Origin of the sequence: Bacteroides sp. AM07-18 (assembly GCF_003602695.1) — a bacterium.
In the GTDB taxonomy this organism is placed as follows: domain Bacteria; phylum Bacteroidota; class Bacteroidia; order Bacteroidales; family Bacteroidaceae; genus Bacteroides; species Bacteroides uniformis.
The window spans coordinates 302-21,405 of record NZ_QTLM01000016.1 but is presented as its reverse complement, the minus strand read 5'-3'; the positions used below and the strand labels follow the sequence as shown (position 1 = coordinate 21,405).

16 protein-coding genes are annotated in these 21,104 nt (G+C 49.5%); 13 read left to right on the top strand and 3 right to left on the bottom strand.

The window, feature by feature from the left end:
* The first annotated feature begins 41 nt into the window (after positions 1 to 41).
* From DW096_RS15860 to DW096_RS15825, 8 genes are all read left to right on the top strand, one after another.
* On the top strand, positions 42 to 704 hold the full coding sequence (locus tag DW096_RS15860) for a TetR/AcrR family transcriptional regulator (RefSeq protein ID WP_005825647.1): 663 nt from the start codon (positions 42 to 44) through the stop codon (positions 702 to 704).
* Positions 705 to 731: 27 nt separating this feature from the next.
* Positions 732 to 2,084, top strand: a complete 1,353-nt coding sequence (locus DW096_RS15855; protein WP_044467780.1) for a TolC family protein — start codon at positions 732 to 734, stop codon at positions 2,082 to 2,084.
* 50 nt (positions 2,085 to 2,134) lie between these two features.
* A complete protein-coding gene (locus tag DW096_RS15850; protein WP_117963540.1) occupies positions 2,135 to 3,151 on the top strand; it encodes an efflux RND transporter periplasmic adaptor subunit in 1,017 nt (338 codons plus the stop codon).
* A 102-nt stretch (positions 3,152 to 3,253) separates the two neighbouring features.
* Entirely contained in the window at positions 3,254 to 6,424 is a 3,171-nt protein-coding gene (locus DW096_RS15845; RefSeq protein ID WP_005825640.1) for an efflux RND transporter permease subunit, read from the top strand.
* 51 nt (positions 6,425 to 6,475) lie between these two features.
* Positions 6,476 to 6,769, top strand: a complete 294-nt coding sequence (locus DW096_RS15840; RefSeq protein ID WP_005825638.1) for a PG0541 family transporter-associated protein — start codon at positions 6,476 to 6,478, stop codon at positions 6,767 to 6,769.
* A 123-nt stretch (positions 6,770 to 6,892) separates the two neighbouring features.
* Entirely contained in the window at positions 6,893 to 8,272 is a 1,380-nt protein-coding gene (locus DW096_RS15835; RefSeq protein ID WP_005825636.1) for an SGNH/GDSL hydrolase family protein, read from the top strand.
* Positions 8,220 to 9,191: an SGNH/GDSL hydrolase family protein gene (locus DW096_RS15830; protein WP_227212898.1), complete on the top strand. Its 972-nt coding sequence runs from the start codon at positions 8,220 to 8,222 to the stop codon at positions 9,189 to 9,191. The genes DW096_RS15835 and DW096_RS15830 overlap by 53 nt, the downstream gene beginning before the upstream one ends.
* Positions 9,178 to 10,686 (top strand): MBOAT family protein, encoded by a 1,509-nt coding sequence (locus DW096_RS15825; protein ID WP_005825628.1) that lies wholly within the window; start codon positions 9,178 to 9,180, stop codon positions 10,684 to 10,686. Before DW096_RS15830 ends, DW096_RS15825 begins: the two co-directional genes overlap by 14 nt.
* Here the strand turns inward: DW096_RS15825 and DW096_RS15820 are convergent, their stop codons facing one another.
* Both DW096_RS15820 and DW096_RS15815 read right to left on the bottom strand, forming a co-directional pair.
* The gene (locus DW096_RS15820; protein ID WP_005825626.1) at positions 10,687 to 12,354 is read right to left on the bottom strand and encodes a beta-N-acetylhexosaminidase; all 1,668 of its coding nucleotides are present in this window, start codon (positions 12,352 to 12,354) and stop codon (positions 10,687 to 10,689) included. It lies immediately after the preceding gene.
* 90 nt (positions 12,355 to 12,444) lie between these two features.
* Positions 12,445 to 13,281 (bottom strand): AraC family transcriptional regulator, encoded by an 837-nt coding sequence (locus DW096_RS15815; RefSeq protein WP_016271980.1) that lies wholly within the window; start codon positions 13,279 to 13,281, stop codon positions 12,445 to 12,447.
* Between the two features lie 190 nt (positions 13,282 to 13,471).
* On the opposite strand from DW096_RS15815, the gene DW096_RS15805 reads away from it, so the two are divergent.
* The 4 genes from DW096_RS15805 (at position 13,472) to DW096_RS15790 (ending at position 20,137) form a co-directional block, all read left to right on the top strand.
* Positions 13,472 to 14,587 carry an efflux RND transporter periplasmic adaptor subunit gene (locus DW096_RS15805; RefSeq protein WP_005825620.1) on the top strand — a complete coding sequence of 372 codons (1,116 nt, stop codon included), beginning with the start codon at positions 13,472 to 13,474 and terminating at the stop codon, positions 14,585 to 14,587.
* Positions 14,588 to 14,607: 20 nt separating this feature from the next.
* The gene (locus DW096_RS15800) at positions 14,608 to 17,799 is read left to right on the top strand and encodes an efflux RND transporter permease subunit (RefSeq protein WP_005825618.1); all 3,192 of its coding nucleotides are present in this window, start codon (positions 14,608 to 14,610) and stop codon (positions 17,797 to 17,799) included.
* Positions 17,800 to 17,830: 31 nt separating this feature from the next.
* Positions 17,831 to 19,231, top strand: a complete 1,401-nt coding sequence (locus DW096_RS15795) for a TolC family protein (RefSeq protein ID WP_005825616.1) — start codon at positions 17,831 to 17,833, stop codon at positions 19,229 to 19,231.
* A 186-nt stretch (positions 19,232 to 19,417) separates the two neighbouring features.
* Positions 19,418 to 20,137, top strand: a complete 720-nt coding sequence (locus DW096_RS15790) for an SGNH/GDSL hydrolase family protein (protein ID WP_005825612.1) — start codon at positions 19,418 to 19,420, stop codon at positions 20,135 to 20,137.
* A gap of 33 nt (positions 20,138 to 20,170) precedes the next feature.
* Here the strand turns inward: DW096_RS15790 and DW096_RS15785 are convergent, their stop codons facing one another.
* Entirely contained in the window at positions 20,171 to 20,365 is a 195-nt protein-coding gene (locus DW096_RS15785; RefSeq protein ID WP_005825610.1) for a hypothetical protein, read from the bottom strand.
* A gap of 16 nt (positions 20,366 to 20,381) precedes the next feature.
* Here DW096_RS15785 and DW096_RS15780 point away from each other — a divergent pair, with 16 nt between their 5' ends.
* A complete protein-coding gene (locus DW096_RS15780; protein WP_005825608.1) occupies positions 20,382 to 20,990 on the top strand; it encodes an HU family DNA-binding protein in 609 nt (202 codons plus the stop codon).
* The last annotated feature ends 114 nt before the right edge of the window (positions 20,991 to 21,104 follow it).

Below are 21,104 nucleotides of genomic sequence, written 5' to 3'. Positions count from 1 at the left end.
ATAATGAATAAAAATAGTTTTAGTTTAGAAAGGGAAGAAAAATGGGCGAACACACGAAGCATTCAACATCACGGGTGGAACTGAGGGAACGTATCATTCTGGCCGCCGTAGAATTATTTACAACAAATGGAATAAAAAGTATCACGATGGATGAGATTGCCGCATCTTTGGGTATCTCTAAGCGCACTCTCTACGAAGTTTTTCCGGACAAGGAAACCTTGTTGGAAGAATGTATCCTGAAGTCCCAGAAGGATGGTGATATTTTTGTGAAAGGAGTAATAGAGACTTCCAGTAACGTATTGGAAGTTTTGTTGAGATGTTATCAGTGGAGCATAGAGCGTTTTCATGCCACGAACAAGAAGTTTTTTGAGGATATCAAGAAATATCCCAAGGCTTATCAGCTGATGAAGAACAACCGGAACCGGAGCTCGGAAGATACAGTGAACTTCTTCAAAGAGGGCGTGAAGCAAGGCATTTTTCGTGATGATGTGAATTTCGCCATTATCAATCTGCTCGTGCGCGACCAGCTCGATTTGCTGATGAATTCGGACATCTGCAATGAGTATTCTTTCCTTGAAGTGTACGAATCTATCATGTTCACTTTCTTGCGCGGTATCTCTACGGAGAAGGGCGCCCGTGTCCTGGAGGACTTTATCTGCGAATATCGCAAGAATCAGGTAAAGCCGGATGAAACGAAGGAGTAGTTTTAATAAATAATCTATTTTTGATTTATGAAGATGCAGAGATTTTGGGTAGGAAGAGCACTACTGTTGGCAGTTGCTGTGCTGTATGCCGGCGGCTATGTGCGCGCACAAGAGGCAAAGGATACCCTGACCCTGACCCTTGACCGTGCCTTGGAGATTGCTTTAAGCGACAATCCTACCATAAAGGTGGCGGAGGAAGAAATTGCTTTGAAGAAAGTGACTCACAAGGAAACCTGGCAGAACTTGCTTCCGCAGGCAAGCATTGACGGTACGTGGAATCATACCATCAGTGCGGCACAGATGAATCTTGGCGGACAGTCGTTCAAGATGGGTATGGACAATTCGAATACGGTAAGCGGGGTGCTGAATATAAGTTTGCCCATATTCGCCCCTAGCGTATATAAGGCCATGTCGATGACGAAGACAGACATTGAACTGGCTGTGGAAAAGTCACGGGCTTCTAAGCTGGACTTGGTGAACCAGGTAACTAAGGGTTACTATCAGCTGATGCTGACGCAAGACTCTTACGATGTGTTGCAGAAGAGCTATAAGCTGGCGGAAGACAACTACAACATTGTCAATGCCAAGTATCAGCAGGGTGCCGTCAGTGAGTTCGATAAAATCAGTGCCGAGGTGCAGATGCGCAGCATTAAGCCGAATGTGATTTCGGCGGGTAATGCCGTGACGTTGTCCAAGTTGCAGTTGAAGGTACTGATGGGGGTAACGGCCGATGTGGATATAGAGATTGCCGACAATCTCGGCAATTATGAGACAGAGCTGTTTGCCAATGAGCTGAATCAGCCCGCTGCCAATCTGAACAATAATACGACGATGAAGCAGTTGGACTTGAACCGGAAGATGCTCAATCAGAACATCAAGTCACTCCGTACCAACTTCATGCCTACTTTGGGTATGAACTATTCTTACCAGTACCAGTCACTCTACAACGAGGATTGGAACATCCTCGATTATAATTGGAGCGGAAGTTCCGCACTGATGTTTACGCTGAGTATTCCTTTGTATAAGGCAAGCAATTTCACCAAGCTCAAGTCCAACCGTATTCAGATACGTCAGTTGGAGCAGAACCGTCTGGACACAGAGCGAAAGCTGAACATGCAGATTACCAGCTACCAGAACAACATGGCTGCCAGTTCCGAGCAGGTTGTCAGCAACCGCGAGAATGTGATGCAGGCACAGAAAGCTGTGCAGATTGCCGGTAAACGCTATGAGGTAGGCAAAGGTACGGTGTTGGAACTGAACACATCACAAGTGCAGCTTACGGAGGCCGAACTGACTTATAATCAGTCCATCTATGATTATCTGGTTGCGAAGGCTGACCTTGACCAAGTGCTGGGAAAGGATTATATTGCAGAGAACTAAGAATGAAGAACTAAGAACTAAGAATGAAGAATAGAAATAAGAACAACGATATGAAAAAAGGTTTTCAATGGATGGCCCTGCTGGTTGTTGCCATGCTGGGGGCATGTAGCGGAGGTAGTGATAAAGCTGCTGCTGAGAAGGTGGACGAAAAGCCGAGGGTGAAACTGGCCGAGGTGTCGTCCCGTCCCGTGGAACAGATTCAGGAATACACCGCTACGGTGGAAGCCGAAGTAAAAAACAATATTGCTCCCTCTTCTCCGGTGCGTATAGACCGCATCTTTGTGGAGGTGGGCGACCGCGTGTCGAAAGGCCAGAAGCTGGTCAGCATGGATGCTGCCAATCTGAAGCAGATAAAATATCAGCTGGACAACCAGCAGATAGAGTTCAAGCGTATTGACGAGTTGTATAAGGTAGGCGGTGCCTCCAAATCGGAGTGGGATGCCGCCAAGATGAATCTCGACATCCGTGAGACTTCCTATAAGAATCTCTTGGAGAACACCTCGTTGCTCAGTCCCATTAACGGGGTGGTGACGGCACGCAATTACGATAACGGAGATATGTATAGCGGTGGAGAACCGGTACTGGTAGTGGAGCAAATCACTCCGGTAAAACTATACATCAACGTATCCGAAGGCTACTTTACCAAAGTGAAGAAGGGCGCTCCCGTATCCGTGAAAGTGGATGTCTATGGTGACGAGGAGTTCGAAGGCAAAATCAGCCTTGTTTATCCTACCATCGACCCGGCTACCCGTACTTTCCCGGTAGAGATACAGCTTGTCAACCGTGACCAGCGCGTACGTCCGGGAATGTTTGCCCGCGCCACGCTGAACTTCGGAACACAGGACCACGTGGTTGTTCCCGACCTGGCCATTGTGAAGCGTGCCGGTTCAGGCGACCGCTATGTCTATGTCTACAAGAACGGCAAGGTGTCTTATAATAAGGTAGAGCTTGGCCGTCGTATGGATACGGAGTATGAGTTGATTTCCGGTGTAGACAATAACTCTCAAGTTGTTATTGCTGGGCAGTCTAAATTAGCCGATGGTGTGGAAGTCGAGGTAGAAAAATAATATGGTAATGTGGTAATGTGATAATATGCTAATGTGCCGATGTAGCTACATTGCGCAGCCAATTAGCATATTAGCACATTGGCAAATTAAAGAATTAATCTTATGAGTTTATACGAAGGAGCGGTTAAGAAACCGATTATGACCTCGCTCTGCTTCCTGGCAGTGGCTATATTTGGTCTGTTCTCTCTGTCGAAATTGCCGGTAGACCTTTATCCGGACATCGAGACCAACACCATTATGGTGATGACGACCTATCAGGGTGCCAGTGCCTCGGACATCGAGAATAACGTGACCCGTCCGTTGGAAAACGTGCTGAATTCGGTCAGCAACTTGAAGCATATCACTTCCCGTTCGTCGGAGAATATTTCCGTGATTACGCTGGAGTTTGAGTATGGGTATGACATAGACGTGCTGACGAACGACGTGCGTGATAAACTGGACATGGTGAGCTCCATGCTGCCCGATGAGGTCGAAACTCCCATCATCTTCAAGTTCAGTACGGACATGATTCCTATCCTGCTGCTCTCCGTGCAGGCGGAGGAGAGCCAGCCGGCTCTTTACAAAATATTGGATGACAACGTGGCGAATCCCTTGGCGCGTGTGCCCGGTGTCGGTACGGTGTCCATTTCGGGTGCCCCCAAGCGTGAGGTCAATGTATATTGCGACCCCAATAAACTGGATGCCTACAACCTTTCTGTAGAAACTATCAGCTCTATTATCAGTGCCGAAAACCGGAATACGCCGGGCGGTACGTTTGATGTGGGTAGCAATACCTATTCGCTGCGTGTGGAAGGTGAGTTCAAGGATCCCAAAGAGATGGAGAACATCGTGGTAGGTACGCACAACGGTGCTTCCGTCTATCTGCGCGATGTGGCAAAAGTTGTGGACTCTGTGGAGGAACGTGCACAGAAGACGTATAGCAACGGTGTGCAGGGCGCTATGATTGTGGTGCAGAAACAATCGGGTGCCAATTCTGTAGCCATTTCGCAGAAGGTAATTGATATGTTGCCACAGTTGCAGAAGTCACTGCCGAGCGATGTGAAGCTGGGGATCATTGTCAATACTTCCGATAACATCTTGAATACGATAGACAGCTTGGAGGAAACCATTATGTACGCTATGCTGTTCGTTATCTTGGTGGTGTTCGTTTTTTTGGGGCGTTGGCGTGCCACGGTCATCATCTGTATCACCATACCGATGTCACTGGTTGCCTCGTTCATCTATCTGGGTATCATCGACGGCGGTTCACTGAATATCATCTCGCTCTCTTGTCTCTCTATTGCTATTGGTAACGTGGTGGACGACGCCATTGTGGTACTCGAGAATGTAACGACCCATATTGAACGGGGTTCCGAACCGAAGCAGGCAGCGATACATGCCACGAACGAGGTGGCCATCTCCGTAATTGCATCTACGCTGACTATGATTGCGGTATTCTTCCCATTGACGATGGTAAGTGGTATGTCCGGTGTGTTATTCCGTCAGTTGGGATGGATGATGTGTGTGATTATGACGGTTTCCACAGTTTCAGCCTTGTCATTCACCCCGATGATGTGTGCGCAGCTTCTGCGTTTGCAGAAAAAGCAGAGTAAGATGTTCCTTACGCTCTATACGCCGATTCAGCGTGCGCTGGACGGTCTTGACGTGTGGTATCAGAACCGGTTGAACTGGGCTGTGCGCCATCGTCTGACGGTTATGGCAGGCTGTGCCGCATTCTTTGTGGCAAGTCTGTTCTGTGCCAAGTACATCGGTACCGAGTTCTTCCCGGCAGCAGACAATAGCCGCATCGGTATCAACCTTCAGTTGCCCATCGGGGCCCGTGTGGAGCGTGCGGAAGCATTGGCTTCGGAACTGACAAACAAGTGGATGACGCGCTACGGAGATATGATGAAAGTTTGCAACTACACTGTGGGGCAGGCGGACTCTGACAATACGTTTGCTTCCATGCAGGACAACGGTAGTCATATCATTAGTTTCAATATCAGTCTGGTGAGTCCGGGAGACCGTGACGTGACACTGGAAACCGTTTGCGACGAAATGCGTGAGGACTTGAAGGGGTATCCCGAATTGGACAAGGCGCAGGTTATTCTGGGCGGTAGCACAGGCGGCATGAGCGCCCAGGCAAGTGCCGACTTTGAGGTTTATGGTTACGACTTCACCGCTACGGACAAAGTGTCAGCCGAACTGAAAGAGAAATTGTTGCAGGTGAAAGGTGTGAGTGAAGTGAACATCAGCCGTCAGGATTATCAGCCCGAATATCAGGTGGACTTTGACCGTGAGAAGCTGGCATTGCATGGCTTGAATCTTTCTACTGCCTCCAACTATCTGCGTAATCGTGTAAATGGTGCTTTGGCATCTTATTATCGCGAAGATGGTGACGAGTACGACATCCGTGTGCGTTACGCTCCCGAATTCCGTACAAAGATTGAAGATTTGGAGAACATCCTTATTTATACGCCTTCCGGTGAGGGTATCCGCGTGAAAGACCTCGGCAAAGTAGTCGAGCGTTCTGCTCCTCCTACTATCGAACGTAAAGACCGTGAGCGTATTGTTACTGTATCTGCGGTTATTTCGGGAGCACCTTTGGGCGATGTGGTGGCCGATGGTAATGCTATAATTGATAAGATGGACCTACCAAGTGGTGTTTCTATCCAGATTTCGGGTTCGTATGAGGACCAACAGGATTCATTCTCCGACTTGGGAACGCTGGCTGTATTGATTGTTATTCTCGTATTCATTGTGATGGCAGCTCAGTTTGAGTCTTTGAGTTATCCGTTCATCATCATGTTTTCCATTCCATTTGCATTCAGCGGTGTGTTGATGGCATTATTCTTTACGGGAACCAATTTGAATGTGATGTCGCTTTTGGGTGGAATCATGTTGATTGGTATTGTGGTGAAGAACGGTATCGTACTCATAGACTACATCACGCTTTGCCGCGAACGTGGTCAAGCGGTGCTTCACTCTGTAGTCACGGCAGGCCGCAGCCGTTTGCGTCCGGTATTAATGACTACACTGACCACTATCCTCGGTATGGTGCCGATGGCTGTAGGGCAGGGTGAAGGTGCCGAGATGTGGCGTCCGTTGGGTGTTGCCGTAATTGGCGGTCTGACGGTATCTACCATTCTGACATTGATTCTTGTCCCCGTACTCTATTGCTCGTTTGCAGGTGTTGGTATCCGCCGCACGCGTAAGAAGATTAAGAAAGACCGTGAGCTGAATGATTATTACCAGTTGCATAAGGAGAAGATGACGAAACCACGTAAACAATGATTAATCATTATCCGTTAATCATTAAACATTAATCACTAAACATTATATAGCGTGAAATCAGTATTTATAACATTCGACCAAGCGTTCTTTGAACGTATCATGGCATTGCTTGACCGCCACAACTGCCGCGGCTTCAGCTATTGGCAGCAAGTACAGGGGCGTGGCAGTAAGACGGGGGAACCGCACTATGGCAGCCATGCCTGGCCCAGTATGTGTTCCGCCATCATCACTATCATAGATGAGGCTAAGGTGGCTCCGTTGCTCGAAGCGCTCCACCGGATGGACAAGGAGACCGAGCAACTCGGACTCCGTGCTTTTGTTTGGAATATCGAACAGACCATTTAATCGGGTCTGCTCTGTCTATAACCGTTATCCCTGGAGAAAAAATCTTGTTTCTTTGGGGATAATTCTTTTTTGTCCGGAGAGATTTTTTCAACCTATATCTATATCTTTGCGGCCACATTAGGTATGGAAAAGAATTCATTGAAATATACGGGTCTGTTGGCGTTTATCGTATGGGGTGCATTGTTGCTGATGCATCTGTTGCCAAGTATTACGATGGGTGGCCGTGTGCTGAGGCGTGTGGATATCTTGGGGGACGTGCGTCGTCCTTCCAAGCCGGTGAGTGAGCCGGACAGCCTGCTGCCTCCGCCCCCGAAGGTGAAGCCCGCCTTTGTGGACACCTGCCGTGCGGGCATGACGTGCATTGAAGATTACAGCGATTCTACCATGCGTGGCATGACGCGGTTCTATCAGGCGCTCGACGAGCTTGCCAAAGCACCCCGTCCGGTTCGTATCGCCTACTTCGGCGACTCCTTTATCGAAGCGGATATTCTGACGGCTGATTTACGCGAGATGCTTCAGCAGAAATATGGCGGTTGCGGAGTAGGTTTTGTCACCATTACGTCCATGACCAGTGGCTTCCGTCCTACAGTGCGTCATTCCTTCAGCGGATGGCAGAGTCATTCTGTCATGGACTCCGTGTTCTTTGACCGTAGCAAGCTGGGAGTCTCCGGACATTACTTTATTCCGAATACCGGTGCTTATGTGGAACTGCGGGGGCAGAAGAACTATGCCTCCCGTCTGGATACTTGCCAGCGTGCCAGTATTTTTTTCTATAACCGTGGCACAACCACCCTTTCTGTCCGCGTCAATCGTGGCGAAGCAACTACCGAGACTTTTGAGCCGATTGATGATTTGCAGGAGATGACGGTAGAGGGAAATATCGGTTCTGTCCGTTGGACGGTGGAAAGTGCGGACTCCACCTTGTTTTATGGCCTTGCCATGGACGGTACTTCCGGCATTGTGCTGGATAACTTCTCACTGCGTGGCAGCTCCGGCCTTTCCCTCCGCTCTGTTCCCGTGTGGATGATGCGTGAGTTCAATGAACAGCGTCCTTACGATTTGATAATCCTGCAGTACGGACTGAATGTGGCTACAGAGCGCGGACGGAATTACGACAAGTACATTGCCGGCATGCAGACAACGGTGCAGCATCTCAAGGAGGCCTTTCCGCAAGCAGCCATCCTCATAGTCAGCGTGGGCGATAGGGACTATAAGACCGAAGAAGGGGAGCTGCGTACCATGCCTGGCATCAAGAATCTGGTTCGTTATCAACAGAATTTGGCGGCGGATGAGGCTGTCGCTTTCTGGAACATGTTCGAGGCTATGGGTGGGGAAGGCAGTATGGCAGACATGGTGCATGCCAAGCCGTCATTGGCCAATTATGATTATACGCACATCAACTTCCGTGGTGGAAAGCATCTTGCGGGATTACTTTATGAGTCTTTGATTTATGGCAAGGAACAGTATGACAGAAGGAGGGCCTACTATGAAGAGGAGCCATAAGGAGGATTCACGATTGTACGATTTACGATGTACGATTTGCTGCGCGGTGCTGGTGCTGATTGCGGCGATACGGCCGCTCCATGCACAGGACATACTGCCAGGCAGCCTTTCGTGTCATGCCAGTGGAGCGGATTGTGATACTCTCTGCCTCTATTCCCAACGTACGGATACGGTGTCTGTCCCTTTGATAACTTTTCCCGCCGCATTCCGGCAAATGAAGGAGAATGTACTTACCGACAGTCTGGGTATTCTTAATCCTTTCTGGGAGAAGTTGCGTCTGTCTCGGCTGGGCGCTTCCGCTGATACGCTTCGCATCGTACATGTGGGCGACAGCCATATACGCGGCCATATCTTCCCCCGTACCACCGGTGCGTTGATGCAGGACACTTTCGGGGCAGTCTCTTATACCGATGTAGGTATCAACGGTGCATTTTGTACTACTTTCACCCGTCCGGACCGTATTGCTGATATTGCGGCTCTGCATCCCGACCTGCTTATTCTTTCCTTCGGGACGAACGAAAGCCATAACCGCCGTTACAATACAATGCTGCACTATCGCCAGATGGACGACCTTGTACGCATGCTTCGCGAGAAACTGCCGAATGTACCGATGTTGATGACCACTCCTCCGGGCTCTTACGAGAGTTTCCGGCAGCGTCGCCGTCGTCGGACCTATAAGATTAATCCGCGTACTGCCGTTGCCGTGCAGACTATCCGCTGCTATGCCGATGAAAACGGATTGGCGGTATGGGACATGTACGAAATACTTGGCGGTACCCACCGTGCCTGCCTCAACTGGCAGGAAGCCGGATTGATGCGTCCGGACCATGTACACTATTTGCCGGACGGTTACCGCCTGCAAGGCGAGCTGTTCTACCAGGCCTTGTTAAAAGCTTATAACGATTATGTGGAATATTGACGAATTTTTATCCGGATTGAATATAGACTTGGACCGTTTGCGCGATGTCTTCACTTATGACCCGCAAGCCCCGATGATATTCAGCAGTGGTATTTTCCTCTGGCTGTTTGTCGCTTTTATATTGGTTTATCTGTTGTTGCAACGCCGGACGACGGCGCGTTTGCTGTTTGTCACCTTGTTTTCCTATTACTTCTATTATAAAAGTAGTGGCACTTATTTCTTCCTGCTTGGACTGGTGACGGTCTGTGACTTTTTCATTGCACGCTTGATGGCACGCGAGGCTATTCCCTGGCTACGTAAGGCATGGGTTGTGTTGAGTCTGTTCATCAATTTGGGATTGTTGTGTTACTTCAAGTACACCAATTTTCTGGGCGAAACTTTTGCCTCGCTGACGGGAGGCACGTTCACGACAATGGATATTTTCCTTCCGGTGGGCATCTCTTTTTTCACTTTTCAGTCGTTGAGCTATACGATAGATGTGTACCGTCGCCAGATAACGCCTCTGACCAGTTTGTTGGATTATGCTTTTTATGTTTCTTTCTTTCCCCAGTTGGTGGCGGGTCCTATTGTACGTGCCCGTGATTTCATTCCGCAAATCCGCCGCCCGCTGTTTGTCTCCAATGAGATGTTCGGACGTGGAATCTTCCTCATCGTGAGTGGGCTCTTCAAGAAAGCGGTTATATCGGACTATATCAGCGTTAACTTTGTAGAGCGTATTTTTGATAATCCTACTCTTTATTCGGGGGTGGAGAATCTGATAGGTGTTTATGGCTATGCCTTGCAGATTTATTGCGACTTCTCCGGTTACAGTGATATGGCTATCGGCATTGCCTTGTTGCTGGGCTTCCATTTCAATATCAATTTCGATTCCCCTTATAAGTCCGCTTCCATTACGGAATTTTGGAGGCGGTGGCATATTTCGCTTTCCAGCTGGTTGCGCGATTACCTTTATATTTCTTTGGGAGGCAACCGGAAGGGGAAAATCCGCCAATATGCCAATCTCATCATTACCATGTTCCTGGGCGGCTTGTGGCATGGCGCTTCGTGGAATTTTGTACTTTGGGGAATGATGCATGGCGTTGCGCTTGCAGCCCATAAGTTCTGGATGACGCTTACCGGGCGTAAGAAGGGGACGGAGAGCCATGGCATCCACCGCTTCTTCGGAGTGCTTGTCACTTTCCATTTTGTTTGTTTCTGCTGGATATTCTTCCGTAATGCGGAGTTCTCCACATCAATGGATATGCTGAAGCAGATATTCACTACTTTCCGTCCGCAACTCTTCCCGCAGCTGGTAGAGGGTTATTGGGAAGTGTTTGCACTGATGGCATTGGGCTATCTGCTGCATTTTGTGCCCGACAGTTGGGAACGTGCTTGCACAAAAACAGTAATCCGCCTCCCCTTGTTGGGAAAGGCGGTACTGATGCTTGCTGTAATCTATCTGGTCATTCAGATGAAAAGTTCGGAGATACAGCCGTTTATCTATTTCCAGTTCTGATTACTTCTTCTCGGTCGCTGTGGAGTCTGCCTGCTGTCGGAAGGGTTCCCGGTAGTTGAGCCCGTCTCTCCGGTAGAGGCCGATGAGTCCGGCCAGTCGGGTAGTGAAGTTTGTATAATCTTTCTTTTCCAGTTGTGTCCATTGTACTTCGGCAAGGGCGGCCATACGGGGGAGAACCATATACTCTACCTGTTCGCTGGTCGGGATGTATTCTGTCCAAAGGTTGGCTTGTGTGCCGAGTATGTGCTTGGCTTGTTCTTCGGTCAGTGAGGCGGTAGGATTCAGACTGTATACTTTCTCCAATGGGACAAAGCCTCCGATGGCAAATGGTTCGTGCCGGGTATCCTCACTTTGGTAATAATCAAAGTAGCAATAGTCATTGGGTGTCATTATCACGTCGTGTCCCAGTTGGGCCGCCTTGATTCCTCCTGCCGAGCCACGCCATGACATAACAGTTGCGTTGGGGGCGACGTCGCCTTCCAGAATCTCATCCCAGCCGATAATCTGGCGTCCTTTACTATTGAGGAGCTTTTCGATACGTGTCATACAATAGCTCTGCAGACGGTCTTCGGCAGTATGGTTCTTGTCGGCTTTCAATTTTTCGGTTCTGATACGTGCCTGGCATTTGGGACACTTTTCCCAACGGGTGCGGGGAGCTTCGTCACCGCCGATGTGGATGTATTTGGAAGGGAATATGTCAATGATTTCGGCCATGACATCTTCGAGGAACTGCATGGACTTTTCGTTGCCGATGCACAGCACATCTTCGAATACGCCCCAACGTGGGCACACTTCATACGGTCCACCGGTACATCCCATTTCGGGATAGGCGGCCAGTGCGGCAAGCATGTGTCCGGGCAGGTCTACTTCGGGGATGACCGTGATATAGCGCTCCCCGGCATATTTTACGATTTCTTTGGCTTGCTCCTGCGTATAGAAACCGCCATACCGGGTGTTGTCATACTCTTCGGTGTTCCGGCCGATAACGGTACGGTCGCGCCAGGCGCCAATTTCCGTCAGCTTGGGATACTTCTTTATTTCTATTCTCCAGCCTTGGTCTTCGGTGAGGTGCCAGTGGAAGGTATTCATATTGTGAAGTGCCAGCAAGTCTATGTATTTTTTTACGAACTCAATGGGAAAGAAGTGGCGGCCCACATCGAGGTGCATGCCCCGGTAGCTGAAGCGGGGTTCATCCTGGATGCTGCCGGCAGGCAATAGGATAGAGGTGGCTTTGGTTTCGGCGGGGATTGATTTACGCAGGGTTTGTATACCGTAGAACACCCCGTTCTCGGTCTGTCCGTTTAGGGTCACCCGGTCGGCTTTGACGGTCAGCACATAGCCTTCCCGGTTGCTGATGGCCGGATCCAGTCCCAATGTGATGGCGCCTTTGGGCGCTTCGCTCCCCGGGGCAAGGGCTTCTGTCTGGAGGGTGTGGCCGGTGGACTGGCTGATGTATTCGGCCAAAAACTCGGCATTGCGTTTCAAAAGTTCATTGTGTTCGGGGTAGGCGATGATGGTACCGTCATTCAGGTTGAAGGGGGATTCCTGACTCAAGGCAACCTCCTGGGGCAGGGGAATGACTTGATAGTTGGCTGTTGTTTCTACTCCGCATGAAGAGCAGGCCAGGATGAGAGTGCCTGCAAGGAGCATGTGTGTAAGTTTTCTCATGGTATTGAACTGATTAAATTAGTGTCTGACAAATATACTAAAAAAATACTAAAGAGGCAGAGGAGAAGGGGATAAATGCATGCTCATACCTCAGTTCTTCTTTGCTCTGTACTCCTTGGGTGACATTCCCGTGTGTTTCTTGAAATATCGTCCGAAGAAAGACTGGTCGGGAAAACGATATTTGTCGGCAATCTCTTTCAGTGACATGCCGGTGGATTGCAGTGCCATTTTCAGTTCCAATATCAGGTTTTCGTCAATGATTTCTTTGGCAGAATCTTCTGCCACTTGTTTGGTGATGGCAGATAGGTAGCGGGTCGAAATGCAGAGTTGGTCAGCATAAAAAGCGACATCCCGCTGGGTAGTACAGTACGTATGTACCAGATTTATGAACTTTTTGAACAATTCTTCTTTCCGGTTACTGCCATTGATTTGCTCTTCCGTAAAGTAACGTTGAACCTTGTCGTAGGTGTCGAGAAAGAAAATTTGCAGCAGGTTTTGTGCAATGGCTTCGCGATACAGATTTTCAGAATCGCGGTAGATGGCATTGCTTGCCGTGATGAGTCCTGTGATAGCACGAACCGGTTCGTCTTCGGTATGCGTATAGCATGCATTCTCCTTTATAAAATGTATGAAGGGCGGCTCTAAACGGAAGCATGCCGTCTTGAACATTGTCTCGGAATAGGCAAAGAAGTCCACCAGGAAATCTTTACTCGCACTTGTCAGTGAAATAATGGAACTTGGAAGCAGCGTAATGTGCGTATTGGGTACAATATGATATTTTCTTAAATCTATTGTGATATTTGCTTCTCCACGGGTGCAGAACATCAGTGCTCCATTGTTCATTTTCAGAAGACGTTCCCGGAAGAATTCCAGCTTGTCTGTTCCGGCTCTGAACGTTTCTTGTTTGGTAGTCAGTAATGGGTTCATATGTTAGATTGCTTATGATTTGCGGTTACAAAGGTACGAGTTCTTTTTGGATTGTTAAATGGCATGTTCCGAAAATGAACAGTCGTGTACCTTCAATGAAACAAATGGTTGTTCAAAAACGGCATACCTTTGCTGCCGGCTTAAAAAATGAAAGAGAAAGCCGACGTATTATTTTTTTAAGATAAAAAGTATGATAACAAAAAAGAGTATGATGAAACAGATGATGACCGTCATCTGTAGTGCAACACTGGCAGCCTGCGGCAGCGCGCCTGTCGTGCAACCCCAGTCGGAATATCAGGTGATGACTATTTCGACTACCGACAAAGAACTGCAGACAATTTATTCCGCAGCCATCCGCGGACGGCAGGACATTGACATCTATCCGCAGGTGTCCGGTACACTCACCAAACTTTGTGTGGAGGAAGGACAGACCGTGCGTCGGGGGCAAGTCTTGTTTATTATCGACCAGGTGCCCTATCTGGCAGCCTTGCGCACAGCAGAAGCCAATGTGGAAGCTGCCCGTGCCGGCGTGGCCACTTCGCAACTGACATATGACAGCAAGAAGGAGCTTTATGCCCAGAAGGTGATTTCCGAGTTTGACTTAAAGACTTCCTACAACAGCCTGCTGACAGCGAAAGCCCAGTTGGCCCAAGCCGAGGCGCAGCAGGTGAATGCCGCCAATAACCTCTCTTATACAGAAGTGAAGAGTCCGGCAGATGGAATGGTAGGTACGCTCCCTTATAGGGTGGGGACGTTGGTCAGCGCCAGTTTGCCCAAACCACTGACGACCGTATCCGATAATTCTAATATGTATGTCTATTTCTCCATGACAGAGAATCAGTTGCTTGACCTCACCCGCCGCTACGGCTCCAAGGATAAGGCGCTGGCAGAGATGGACTCTATCGAATTACAGCTCAATGACCGTTCTGTCTATCCGCAAGAAGGTAAGATAGAAACTATCAGTGGTGTAATTGATACCTCTACGGGTACAGTCAGTCTGCGTGCCGTGTTCCCCAATAAAGAGGGATTGCTGACCAGTGGCGGTTCGGGCAACGTCATCATCCCGGTACGGAAAGAGAACTGCATCGTTGTTCCCCAGAGTGCCACTTACGAAGTACAGGACAAGGTCTATGTATATAAGGTAGTTGACGGCAAGGCGCAATCAGTTCCCGTGCAAGTGACCCGTGTGAATGGAGGTCAGGAATATATCGTAGAGAGTGGCTTGAAAGTGGGGGACACAATTGTGGCCGAAGGCGTGGGTTTGCTGCGTGAAGGTACCTCCGTCCAACCCAAAACGAATGAATGATAATTTTTAACCGATAGAATATGAACCTCAGAACTTTTATAGAACGCCCCGTTTTTTCGGCAGTCATCTCCATTACGATTGTCATTCTGGGCATCATCGGATTGTTCACCTTGCCCGTTGAGCAATATCCCGACATTGCGCCGCCCACCATCATGGTGAGCACCACTTACTATGGTGCCAGTGCGGAAACCCTTCAGAAAAGTGTTATCGCTCCGTTGGAAGAGGCCATCAACGGTGTGGAGGACATGACTTACATGACTTCTACCGCCAGCAATGCAGGGTCGGTTTCCATTACTGTTTACTTCAAGCAGGGTACAGACCCGGACATGGCGGCGGTCAATGTGCAGAACCGTGTGTCCAAAGCTACGGGGCAGCTTCCTGCCGAAGTAACCCAGGTGGGTGTCACCACCAGCAAGCGGCAGACCAGTATCTTACAGATGTTCTCTTTATATAGCCCTGATGACAGCTATGACGAGAACTTTCTTGCCAACTATATCAGTATCAACCTGAAGCCGCAGATTCTCCGTATCTCCGGTGTGGGCGATATGATGATTATGGGTGGTGACTACAGCATGCGTATCTGGATGAAACCGGATGTCATGGCGCAGTACAAGCTGATACCTTCGGATGTGACGGCTGTGCTGGCAGAGCAGAATATCGAATCGGCCACCGGGTCGTTTGGTGAGAACTCGGATGAGACGTATCAATATACCATGAAATATACGGGACGCCTCATTACTCCTGAGGAGTTCGGCGACATCGTCATCCGTTCTACCGAAGACGGCGAGGTGCTGAAACTGAAGGACATCGCCGATATAGAGCTGGGTAAGGACAGTTATGCCTACAAAGGTACCATGGATGGACATCCCGGTATCTCCTGCATGGTGTTCCAGACCGCGGGCTCCAATGCCACGGAAGTGAACCGGCAGATTGACCGGCTCCTTGAAGAAGCACGCAAGGACTTGCCGAAAGGCGTGGAGCTTACCCAGATGATGTCCAGCAACGATTTCCTCTTCGCCTCTATCCACGAAGTGGTGAAAACGCTGATTGAGGCTATTATCCTGGTTATCCTGGTGGTTTATGTCTTTTTGCAAGACATCCGCTCTACGCTGATTCCGCTGGTAGGTATCGTTGTTTCACTGATTGGTACGTTTGCTTTCATGTCCGTTGCCGGATTCAGTATCAACCTGATTACGCTGTTTGCGCTGGTATTGGTGATTGGTACGGTGGTGGATGACGCCATTGTCGTGGTGGAGGCGGTGCAGGCACGGTTTGATGTGGGCTATAAGTCCTCCTATATGGCAAGTATCGATGCGATGAAGGGCATCAGCAACGCGGTTATCACTTCTTCACTGGTGTTTATGGCGGTGTTTATTCCGGTATCGTTCATGGGAGGGACTTCCGGTACGTTCTATACCCAGTTTGGGTTGACGATGGCGGTGGCCGTTGGTATTTCGGCGATTAATGCGTTGACACTCAGTCCCGCACTTTGTGCCTTGCTGCTGAAGCCTTATATCAATGAGGACGGAACGGAGAAGAATAATTTTGCTTCGCGCTTCCGCAAGGCATTCAACACGGCTTTCGAGGCGGTGGTCGAGAAGTATAAGAAGATAGTGTTGCTGTTCATCAAGCGCCGCTGGCTGGGATGGTCGTTGCTGGCACTTTCGGTGGTGCTGCTGGTATTCCTGATGAATACCACCAAGACCGGACTGGTGCCCGACGAGGACCAAGGAACGTTGTTTGTCAACGTTAGCACCGCTCCGGGTAGCTCGCTCAAGACGACAAATGACATTATAGACCGCGTGGAGAAGCGTCTGGAAGACCTTCCTCAGAAATTGCACTTGCAGAAAGTTGCCGGTTATGGTCTGCTGTCCGGGCAGGGAAATTCTTTCGGTATGATTATCGTGAAGCTGAAACCTTGGGACGAGCGTACGGCAAAGGAAGACCAGGTGCAGGCAGTCGTCAACCAGATATACGCTCGCACGGCGGATATTAAGGATGCTACAGTCTTTGCCATTGCTCCGGGTATGATTCCGGGCTATGGTATGGGTAATGCGCTGGACTTGAATGTGCAGGACAAGCAGGGAGGGGATATGAACACCTTCTTCCAGACCACCCAGCAGTATCTGGCGGCACTGAACCAGCGTCCGGAAATTTCGATGGCATACTCCACGTTCGATGTACGCTATCCGCAGTGGACCGTCGAGGTGGATGCTTCCAAGTGCAAACGTGCCGGGATTACTCCCGACCAGGTGTTGTCCACACTGTCGGGCTATTATGGCGGGCAATATGTCTCCAACTTCAACCGTTTCTCCAAAGTTTACAAGGTAATGATTCAGGCCGACCCGAAGTTCCGTTTGGATGAGGCTTCACTGAACAATGCCTTTGTGCGCATGTCCAACGGTGAGATGGCTCCGTTGAGCCAGTTCGTTACGCTGACCCGTTCCTACGGTGCCGAGTCCTTGAGCCGCTTCAACATGTTCAACTCCATTGCCGTGAATGCCATGCCTGCTGAGGGATACAGTACCGGTGACGCCATCCGTGCCGTACAAGAAACGGCGGAGATAGCCTTGCCGAAGGGATATGGCTATGACTTTGGTGGCATCACCCGCGAGGAAAGCCAGCAGAGTGGTACTACAGTCATCATCTTCGGTATCTGTATCTTGATGATTTACTTGATTCTGAGTGCGCTTTACGAGAGCTTTCTGATTCCGTTTGCCGTTATCCTGGCCGTTCCTGCGGGCCTGATGGGGTCGTTCCTTTTTGCCAGGATAGCCGGGTTGGAGAATAATATCTATTTGCAGACGGGACTTATCATGCTGATAGGTCTGTTGGCAAAGACTGCTATTCTGTTGACGGAGTATGCCGCCGAGCGCCGTAAAGCGGGAATGGGGCTGATTGCTTCTGCCGTCAGTGCGGCAAAGGCGCGTTTCCGTCCCATCCTGATGACGGTACTGACGATGATTTTCGGCCTTTTCCCCTTGGTGGTTGCCACGGGTGTCGGAGCCAACGGTAACCGTTCATTGGGTACGGGTGTTGTCGGTGGTATGTTCATCGGCACATTGGCGCTGCTGTTCATTGTTCCTGTCTTGTTCATCAGTTTCCAGTGGTTGCAGGAGCGGCTTCGTCCTGCCCAATCCGTCCCGACGAGCGACTGGCAGATTGAGGAAGAGATGAAAGTAAGCCGGAAGGAGATAGAAGAATCACATTAGTACATTATCGCGTAACTAACATAAAAAAATAATGAAGAAACAATTCATATTATTAGCTGTCGTCGGCTTGGTACTGACCAGTTGCGGCATCTATACCAAATACCAGCGCCCGGAGGACATCACGACCGATGGACTTTATGGACACGATTTGGATGGGCAAAGTCTGGATAGCCTGAGTCTGTTTGTGGCATCAGACACTGCCTCCATCGCTTCCCTTTCCTGGCGCGAGCTTTTTACGGACCCGCAATTACAGTCGCTCATCGAGCAAGCCTTGCAAGGCAACACCGACCTGCTTTCCGCCCGGCAACGTATCAAGGAGGCGGAAGCCACGCTGATGTCGGCCAAACTTTCGTACCTGCCTTCGTTTATGCTCACTCCGCAGGGTGGCGTCAGCAGTTTCGACAATTCCAAAGGCTCGTGGACCTATTCCGGCATTGCCTCGGCAAGTTGGGAAGTCGATATTTTTGGTAAGTTGACCAATGCCAAACGCCGTTCCAAAGCGCTCTACCTTCAAAGCTTGGAGTACGAACAAGCCGTCAGCACTTCGCTGATAGCTAATGTGGCCAATCTGTACTACACCTTGCTGATGCTCGACGAGCAATACCGCATTTCCGAAGAAACAGCCGCCAGTTGGCGCGAAAGTGTACGCACCATGCGAGCCATGATGGCTGCAGGCATGACGAACGAGGCGAGTGTCTCGCAATCCGAAGCCAACTGTCGTCAGGTGGAAGCTTCGCTGCTCGACCTCCGGCAGCAGGTAAAGGAAGTGGAGAACAGTCTCTCCATTCTGTTGGACGATGTTCCGGGCACCATTGAGCGTGGCCGGTTGGCGGGGCAGGAGTTCCCGCAGGAACTTGCGGTGGGCGTACCTCTGCAACTGCTTTCCCGCCGTCCCGATGTGAAAAGTGCCGAACTCTCGCTGGCATCCGCTTTCTACAGCACCAATGCCGCCCGTTCTGCTTTCTACCCCTCCATCACCTTGAGCGGTACAGCTGGCTGGACCAACTCGGCAGGAAGCATGATTGTCAATCCAGGAAAACTACTCTTCTCCGCCATCGGCTCGCTGACACAACCCTTGTTCAACAAAGGGCTGAACGTGGCACAGCTCAAGATAGCCAAAGCACAGCAGGAAGAAGCCAGGCTCGCTTTTCAGCAAGCTTTGCTCAATGCCGGTAGCGAAGTGAACAATGCTCTGACCCAAGTGCAGGTAGCCCGTGGAAAGACGGAGCTCCGCGCAAGGCAGATAACTTCACTGGAAACTACCGTCCGCAGCACCCGGTTACTGATGCAACACGGCACTTCCACCTATTTGGAAGTGCTCACTGCCCAGCAGGGGCTACTCTCTGCCCAACTGACACAGGTAGCCGACCGCTTTGATGAAATACAAGGTATCATCAACCTCTATCAAGCCCTTGGTGGAGGGCGGGAGTAAAATATACTCTTTCTCATCTTCATTCTCTCGCCCCTCTATCAATCCGGCATTTCCTTTTTTTGTGGGAATCCGATGGTAGAGGGGCTTTCATATAAGCGGGCTATGGCAAAAAAACTACGGTTTCTTGCCGTCAAACCGGAACAAACTTTATAACTTTGCGGCATACGACATAAAAATCTATCTATTATGAACTGCAAATCCTTGTTTTTTCTGGTTGTTTTTTCCCTGACCCTTATATCAGGGGTGTTTGCTCAAAAGAAAGTTTCTATTCTTGGCGATTCCTATTCCACTTTTTACGGTCATGTCTCTCCTGCCGCCAATCTCTGCTGGTATGGAGTTCCCGGCGAAAAGAAAGAGAATGATGTGACAAAGGTGGAGGAAACCTGGTGGTACCGTTTCATCCATGAGCACGGCTTTCAGTTGGAACGCAACAATTCCTATTCCGGCTCCACCGTCTGTCATACCGGTTACGAGAAAGCCGATTACTCCGACCGTTCTTTTATCACCCGTATTCACAACCTCGGCACCCCCGACATAATCCTTGTTTTTGGCGGTACCAATGACAGTTGGGCAGGTGCTCCCATTGGCGCATACCAATATGATGGCTGGACGAAAGCCGATTTGTATAGCTTCCGTCCTGCCTTTTGCTATCTGCTTGCATCTCTCAAGCAGCTCTATCCTGCGGCCAGGATTTATAATATTACCAATTCAGAATTATCCGAAGAGGTAACTGATTCCATGGATGAAATTTGCCGGCACTATGGCATCGAGAATATTCGTTTGCACGACATTGATAAACAATGGGGGCATCCTTCTGTGCAAGGAATGCAGAGTATCGATGCTCAGGTTTGGGAGTCTGTCTCCCCGATATTGGAGGCTTCTGTTTCTTTGCCTGCCAAGAACTAAGGACAGACTCATTGGGAGTTATCCTTTTCTATCCTAAATGCTAATCTTTCCACTGCCGTATTCTTTTCTTTCCACAGCTGTGGAAAGAAAAGAATACGGCAGTGGAAAGAAAGTAAAATCCTTGTGGCAAGAAAAATAATTAGTACCTTTACTGCCAGCTTCTGCCGATTTCGAGAACATTTCTTCCCCAAGTTTGCTGCAAGTTTCCCTCAATTCTCTATAAACCATTAATTTAAATTATTTTATGAGTGCTTATTATGACCTTTATGAAACGCCCGTCCCCGAAGGCGAGGAACCGAAGTCGCTGCATGCCCGTGTCTGTTCCAAGGGAACCATTTCTGGTAAAGAGTTTATGGAACGGGTTTTTCGTGAAGAACATATGCCCCACGCCATGGTTGTGGGTATTGTGCAAGCCATCACCACTACGCTTGGAGACTGGCTGGCAAAGGGCTATACGGTGGAGATAGAGGGACTTGGCTTCTTCAGCACCACGCTGAAGTGTACCCATCCGGTGATGAATAAGAAAGAAGTACGTGCGGAGTCGGTCAAGATGTCCACGGTGAAATTCCGTCCCGGCATCGAATTCAAACGTTATGTGGCAGGTAAGATGGAGTTGGAACGTGCGGATAAACGCTTTTTCCCGGATAAACCGAAAGCAATGGGCGACATGGTTGCCCGTGAAAAAAGCATGATGGACTTTCTGGAGGCTAATGTCTGTATTACTCGTGCAGAATATTCCCGCCTTGTCCATGTCACCGCCCGCCGGGCTTCGAGGGATTTGCAGACATTTATCGATTCCGGCGTGATTCGCAAGCGTGGTGCCGGCCGTTCTGTGGTCTATGTCAAGGGGTGAACTTAGTATATTCCGGTACGCGCGCGTATATATATAATGTGTCCCCTTCCTTCCTGCCTTCCTTTCCCTTTAAAAAATATGCTTTAAAACATATCTATCAATCAGCTAGTTATG

Bases quoted from the DNA above. Each gene is read 5' to 3' on its own strand.
- DW096_RS15805 (WP_005825620.1), top strand. From the start codon at position 13,472: ATGATAACAAAAAAGAGTATGATGAAACAGATGATGACCGTCATCTGT.
- DW096_RS15795 (WP_005825616.1), top strand. From the start codon at position 17,831: ATGAAGAAACAATTCATATTATTAGCTGTCGTCGGCTTGGTACTGACC.
- DW096_RS15790 (WP_005825612.1), top strand. From the start codon at position 19,418: ATGAACTGCAAATCCTTGTTTTTTCTGGTTGTTTTTTCCCTGACCCTT.
- DW096_RS15825 (WP_005825628.1), top strand. From the start codon at position 9,178: ATGTGGAATATTGACGAATTTTTATCCGGATTGAATATAGACTTGGAC.
- DW096_RS15815 (WP_016271980.1), bottom strand. From the start codon at position 13,281: ATGAACCCATTACTGACTACCAAACAAGAAACGTTCAGAGCCGGAACA.
- DW096_RS15780 (WP_005825608.1), top strand. From the start codon at position 20,382: ATGAGTGCTTATTATGACCTTTATGAAACGCCCGTCCCCGAAGGCGAG.
- DW096_RS15860 (WP_005825647.1), top strand. From the start codon at position 42: ATGGGCGAACACACGAAGCATTCAACATCACGGGTGGAACTGAGGGAA.
- DW096_RS15820 (WP_005825626.1), bottom strand. From the start codon at position 12,354: ATGAGAAAACTTACACACATGCTCCTTGCAGGCACTCTCATCCTGGCC.
- DW096_RS15835 (WP_005825636.1), top strand. From the start codon at position 6,893: ATGGAAAAGAATTCATTGAAATATACGGGTCTGTTGGCGTTTATCGTA.
- DW096_RS15850 (WP_117963540.1), top strand. From the start codon at position 2,135: ATGAAAAAAGGTTTTCAATGGATGGCCCTGCTGGTTGTTGCCATGCTG.
- DW096_RS15855 (WP_044467780.1), top strand. From the start codon at position 732: ATGAAGATGCAGAGATTTTGGGTAGGAAGAGCACTACTGTTGGCAGTT.
- DW096_RS15830 (WP_227212898.1), top strand. From the start codon at position 8,220: ATGGCAAGGAACAGTATGACAGAAGGAGGGCCTACTATGAAGAGGAGC.
- DW096_RS15800 (WP_005825618.1), top strand. From the start codon at position 14,608: ATGAACCTCAGAACTTTTATAGAACGCCCCGTTTTTTCGGCAGTCATC.
- DW096_RS15785 (WP_005825610.1), bottom strand. From the start codon at position 20,365: ATGGTTTATAGAGAATTGAGGGAAACTTGCAGCAAACTTGGGGAAGAA.
- DW096_RS15845 (WP_005825640.1), top strand. From the start codon at position 3,254: ATGAGTTTATACGAAGGAGCGGTTAAGAAACCGATTATGACCTCGCTC.